Here is a 4,319-nt window from a genome sequence, read left to right as displayed (position 1 = left end):
GAAAGCCTAGTCAAAGAGCTGTCACGAGAACACCGTTAGCTTAGCGTACGATTTTTTCCGAATTCTGCGGTTCCCCCCATCGAGCGTGATATGGGGCAGTTCTTCACCCCGTTCGGGGAGCAGGTCAAGGCATGGGCCGATAAGGAGTTCGGTCCCGATAACGTGGTATCGATCCAGCTGCATATGGACGAGAGCACCCCGCACTTCCATGTGATTGCCACCCCGATCAAAGACGGCAAGCTGCAGGCGAAAGCGTGGTTGGATGGCGGCCGAAAGCTGGCGGGGATCCGGCGCCGATGCCACGCCACGATCAACGAAAAGATCCCCTGCGTGTACACCCCCAACGGTCTGGGGGGAAACCCGCACCGGCCAGACCTGCGCGCCGGCACCGCCCCAGCCCCGACCCTGATCGACAAGATGAGCGGCCACGCCAAAGCCCAGAAGCTGGAGCGGGAGAACGCCGCACTGCAGGAGGAGAATGCCCAGCTCAAGCAGCTCCTGTTTAGCCGCCAGAAGGGCCGCTATAGCGCGGACAACGTGGAGCTGGCCCAGCAGGCTACCGCAGAGGCACAGAAGGCACAGAGCGAGCTCCAGAAGGCACAGGGGGAGGTTAAGCGGCTCACCATGGCGCTCGATAGCGCCCAGAGCGTGATAGCCAGACAGGGGGCGGAGATCGACAAGCTCAAGGGCTACAACCGAACGCTTTCGGAGCAGAACAACGAGCTGGAGGAGAAACTGCAAGAGCTACAGCCAAAGCGGAGCCGCGGTAAGGGGATGGGCCGATGAAGGCATGGCAGGTTGTAGGGCTGATGGCAGCAGTGCTGGCAGTAAAGGGGGCAAGCAGCTCATCGAGTGGATGGATCATGGGGCTGCTTGGCCTGCATGACGTATTCAGCTGGGCAGCCCCTGCATGGTGGGAAGGGGCGGCATGCTTGGGGGCGCTGGCCATCCTGCTGCGATGGGCGCGACCCTAGCGGCTGCTCAGGTCGATCTCGATGCGGCGAAAGCCAATACCGTGGGCCGTGTTGGCAGCCGCATCGATGGAAGAGAACACCCGCCAGCCTCCGCGCTGCCGCTCCACGACTTCGGTACCCGCCTTGCCAAAGCGCACCAAGTGGAGGTGGAACCCAGAACCCATGGGGGTGGGGACGATCATCGCCTTGGAGAATCCCCCCATGTCGAACACCGTCTTAGCCTCTTTCTCCTGCATCATCAAATCTCCAATCTGAGATATCAAATAGACAATTTGATATTACCCCTTCGGGAGCCTAAAGCAATCAATTTGGCGATTTGAATCATCGAATTCGGAAAATGATTTTCAATGCGGCTCAAGGCCCAAGGCAATCAGGCGTTCGCGCCATTCTGCTGCGTCCAAATCGAAGTTCAGCAGCCCCCCTTCAACGCTGATCCGCCTCCCAAAATCGAGCAACTGCATCTCCGTCAGGTCGCACAGGCGCTGGCCGCCTGCGTCCAGTAGCCAGATACAGTCCCCATCGACCTCGATCCCGTGCTTATCGAACCCCATACGTACCTCCGGCCAGAACCAAACCCGCTTCCGTGGATAACTGCTGCCGCCCACAAGCCGAACCAATGGCATGTGGACGGACGGGCGCAGTTACCCACCTCGCCAAGATCATCTCTCTTTTTTTTGTTTGAAAGACAGAGCGTAAAACACAGGCGAACCTATCTTTCGCTGCGCTTCAAGATAGGTTCGCCCTCCTGCTTGGCTACGTTAAAAATGACGTAGTTACGCTGGATAGCTCGCCTTGCTCAGGACTATTGAGGCTGCTTGCGGCAGCTCCCCCTCACGCGCTCCTGAGACACACCTTGCCACTCTGCACCTGCTTCAGTCCCCACCTGTGGGCCGGACTGCCGCGCCGTTTTTATCGAGCTGGCCGTGGTTGGTTCCCCGTTGCGCTCGGTGCTGGTGCCCCAAGGTTGCGAACCATGGGAGGCTATGGTGCGCGTCGCACGCTGGGCCGTATGTGAGGATTCCCCGTTCGGCCCGACCCCTACACCCGCTCGACAACATCAACATGCTTCCAATTCGAGCGGATACGACTAATCGCCATTGGCAGAGGCCAACGGTAACAGGGTTCGGGCGAGAGACTACTTGATTGATAGGGCCGTAGGCCGCTAAACTGAAAGGGTATTACGGTAGCTGCTTCCGCCCGAAGCTGTTACCAGGTACAGAGAGCGCCAACTCAAAGTACCTTCGAACAAACCACCTGCCAGGGTGGTTTTTTCGTTTCTGGCGAACAGGTTACGCTGAACGCCTGAAGATCGTCAATGATCTAGCTTCGGGATCTTCTGTGCTTGATGAAACACTCGCAGCACTCGAACACAGTTGATTTTGGTATCAACGCTGTAAATCAAGATAAAGGGGATCTTTGTCAGAACCATCTTTCTCCCCTTTCCACCAGAGCATGCAGGATGCCGATTGGGGTGCTGCATCAAAGACTCTGCAGCTGCCTCAATCAGCAGATCAGTCCTCTCCGCAGCCTCCAGGTTAAACTCCACCAGAAACTCATAGATAGCGACACGATCATCTAACGCTGCATCTTCCCAACCTAGCGAGAAACTGTTCATTTACGCCCCTTCTTGCTGAAGAGCGAAAATGATTGAGCGTTCCGATATGGACAGCGTATCGATATCACATTCTTTTTTGACAGGTAGATCCGCTCGCTTATTCGTCAGTCGGGCATGCCCAACCTTCAGTGTGTACCGGATCAACCCTGTAGGGGCTTCAGCTTTACCCGAGATAGTGAAACCGTCTTGGGATGGCCTGATCATCCAACGGCTAGTCTCATCATCAAACAGAACGTCAGCTTTATCGCCATTCTTCAGCCCAATGTCCGCCAGCAATTTAGCGGATATCCGGAATGACAGCTCTTCAGCCTTTGTTGATTGTTTATATGACTGAGACACTGTAAGTGGAGAGGCTGACCCTCTGCGTGAAGATACCTTCGTGCTTTCCATCTGACTTTTAAACGCCACGTCAAAACCCTCCATTCGATCACATACCTCAATTCTACTCCCACACCACCGATCGATCAACACTCCACAACAGATCGCCAACCAACCACGAAACGCGATAATTAAAAAAATCACATAAACACAAAAACACTCCACACCGCGCGATATCGCACACAACAAAAAATCCATAAACGTGACAACAGAGGCATGAATAAGAGAATGAGTCCGCAATGAGTCCTTTTATGAAAAAACCATTTAAAAACAACAAAATAAAAACAACATCAGTATGTTTTCATATGTTTTTAATATTATTTTTGTGTACTACAGTAAACAAATGTCAGCACATGCGTGCTAACATCCGCCATAGAGATCCCCACCAGATCAACCCACACGAGGCGACCAATGGATGCAAGAATTCAATTCAGAGTCAGTGAAGAGACAAAGCGATTAGCCCAGATGTATGCAGATAAAAATGGAACTACGTTGAGCGACGAATGCCGCAAGTTGGCAGAAAAGCTGGCAGAAGAACAAAGAAAGCAAGAAGACCATGATTCATGGCTCGAAGAGCAGATAACAGCAGCCTTCACAAAACTGGCCGAAGGAAGAGCGGTCTTCACATCACACGAAGACGCCAAAGCAAAAATGCTCGCAAGAAAAAATGCCATTAAGGGCAAACACATCAAATCTCTCGTTTACTGAGAGTGGGGCACAATGCCCCACCAGTTTCGCATGCGAAATTCATAGTGGGGCCAGTGGCCCCACTTTCGTAGGTAGTCAGGGATCCCCCCTCTTGTTGCAATTACGCTTTTCGCGGAAACCTCCCGAACAGGGGGAGGCTAGCGCAGTCTGCCTCCTCCAGATCGGGAGGAGGCAAGCGTAGCGCGGCAGGTCTTTTTTGCCCCGCAGGGCTCCTTCTTTGCGAAGCAAAGTGTAAGGAGTACACTTTGAACTCCAAAGCCGCAACCCTCGAAACCCCCGATGAAGTTCACATTCGCCGTAGCCAAGATGAGCAAAGCCGACATTGGCAGGGCTCAGGGACATAACCTCCGCCTCCACGAAACCAGCAGCCAGCTTCCCAAGCGGGCATGGTTTACGGATCGTCAGATGTACACCAAGGTCGAGTGGGATCAGGGCAAACTCGATACAGCCTCGGCACTGGCCAAGCGCAAAGATGCCGTGGTGGCGATCGAGTTCATCATCCAGGTCGGCAACCAAACAGACTGGCGGGAAGAGCCCACACCGGAGTGCCCTGAAGGGCCTCCCATCGGGGACGGTAGAGAAAACGGACAAAATCGTACGCTAAGCATGCGGCCTGTCAGGTTGAGGCCATAGAGTTTGACGTT

Annotated in this window: 7 protein-coding genes; 3 read left to right on the top strand and 4 right to left on the bottom strand. The window is 54.2% G+C overall.

The features are described 5' to 3' along the window. The first annotated feature begins 90 nt into the window (after positions 1–90). Positions 91–786 carry a plasmid recombination protein gene (locus PG899_RS23735; RefSeq protein ID WP_270697792.1) on the top strand — a complete coding sequence of 232 codons (696 nt, stop codon included), beginning with the start codon at positions 91–93 and terminating at the stop codon, positions 784–786. A gap of 184 nt (positions 787–970) precedes the next feature. Here the strand turns inward: PG899_RS23735 and PG899_RS23730 are convergent, their stop codons facing one another. The 4 genes from PG899_RS23730 to PG899_RS23715 all read right to left on the bottom strand — a co-directional run bounded on the left by PG899_RS23730 (position 971) and on the right by PG899_RS23715 (position 3,012). Continuing rightward, entirely contained in the window at positions 971–1,210 is a 240-nt protein-coding gene (locus PG899_RS23730; protein WP_015056833.1) for a hypothetical protein, read from the bottom strand. A 108-nt stretch (positions 1,211–1,318) separates the two neighbouring features. Then, positions 1,319–1,525 carry a hypothetical protein gene (locus PG899_RS23725; protein ID WP_042888847.1) on the bottom strand — a complete coding sequence of 69 codons (207 nt, stop codon included), beginning with the start codon at positions 1,523–1,525 and terminating at the stop codon, positions 1,319–1,321. Between the two features lie 761 nt (positions 1,526–2,286). Further along, entirely contained in the window at positions 2,287–2,589 is a 303-nt protein-coding gene (locus PG899_RS23720; RefSeq protein WP_042888848.1) for a type II toxin-antitoxin system RelE/ParE family toxin, read from the bottom strand. Beyond that, positions 2,590–3,012, bottom strand: a complete 423-nt coding sequence (locus tag PG899_RS23715; protein ID WP_087757478.1) for a hypothetical protein — start codon at positions 3,010–3,012, stop codon at positions 2,590–2,592. It lies immediately after the preceding gene. Between the two features lie 366 nt (positions 3,013–3,378). Between PG899_RS23715 and PG899_RS23710 the strand changes: the two genes are divergently transcribed. Both PG899_RS23710 and PG899_RS23705 read left to right on the top strand, forming a co-directional pair. Further along, complete coding sequence (locus PG899_RS23710) at positions 3,379–3,675, top strand: hypothetical protein (RefSeq protein WP_042888850.1); 297 nt, start codon at positions 3,379–3,381, stop codon at positions 3,673–3,675. Between the two features lie 279 nt (positions 3,676–3,954). After that, the gene (locus tag PG899_RS23705) at positions 3,955–4,308 is read left to right on the top strand and encodes a hypothetical protein (protein ID WP_270697790.1); all 354 of its coding nucleotides are present in this window, start codon (positions 3,955–3,957) and stop codon (positions 4,306–4,308) included. The last annotated feature ends 11 nt before the right edge of the window (positions 4,309–4,319 follow it).

This window comes from Aeromonas sp. QDB39 (assembly GCF_027707585.1).
Classification (GTDB): Bacteria; Pseudomonadota; Gammaproteobacteria; order Enterobacterales; family Aeromonadaceae; genus Aeromonas; species Aeromonas hydrophila.
Note: the sequence above shows the minus strand (reverse complement) of the source record. Positions and strands in the feature narration are given on the sequence as shown.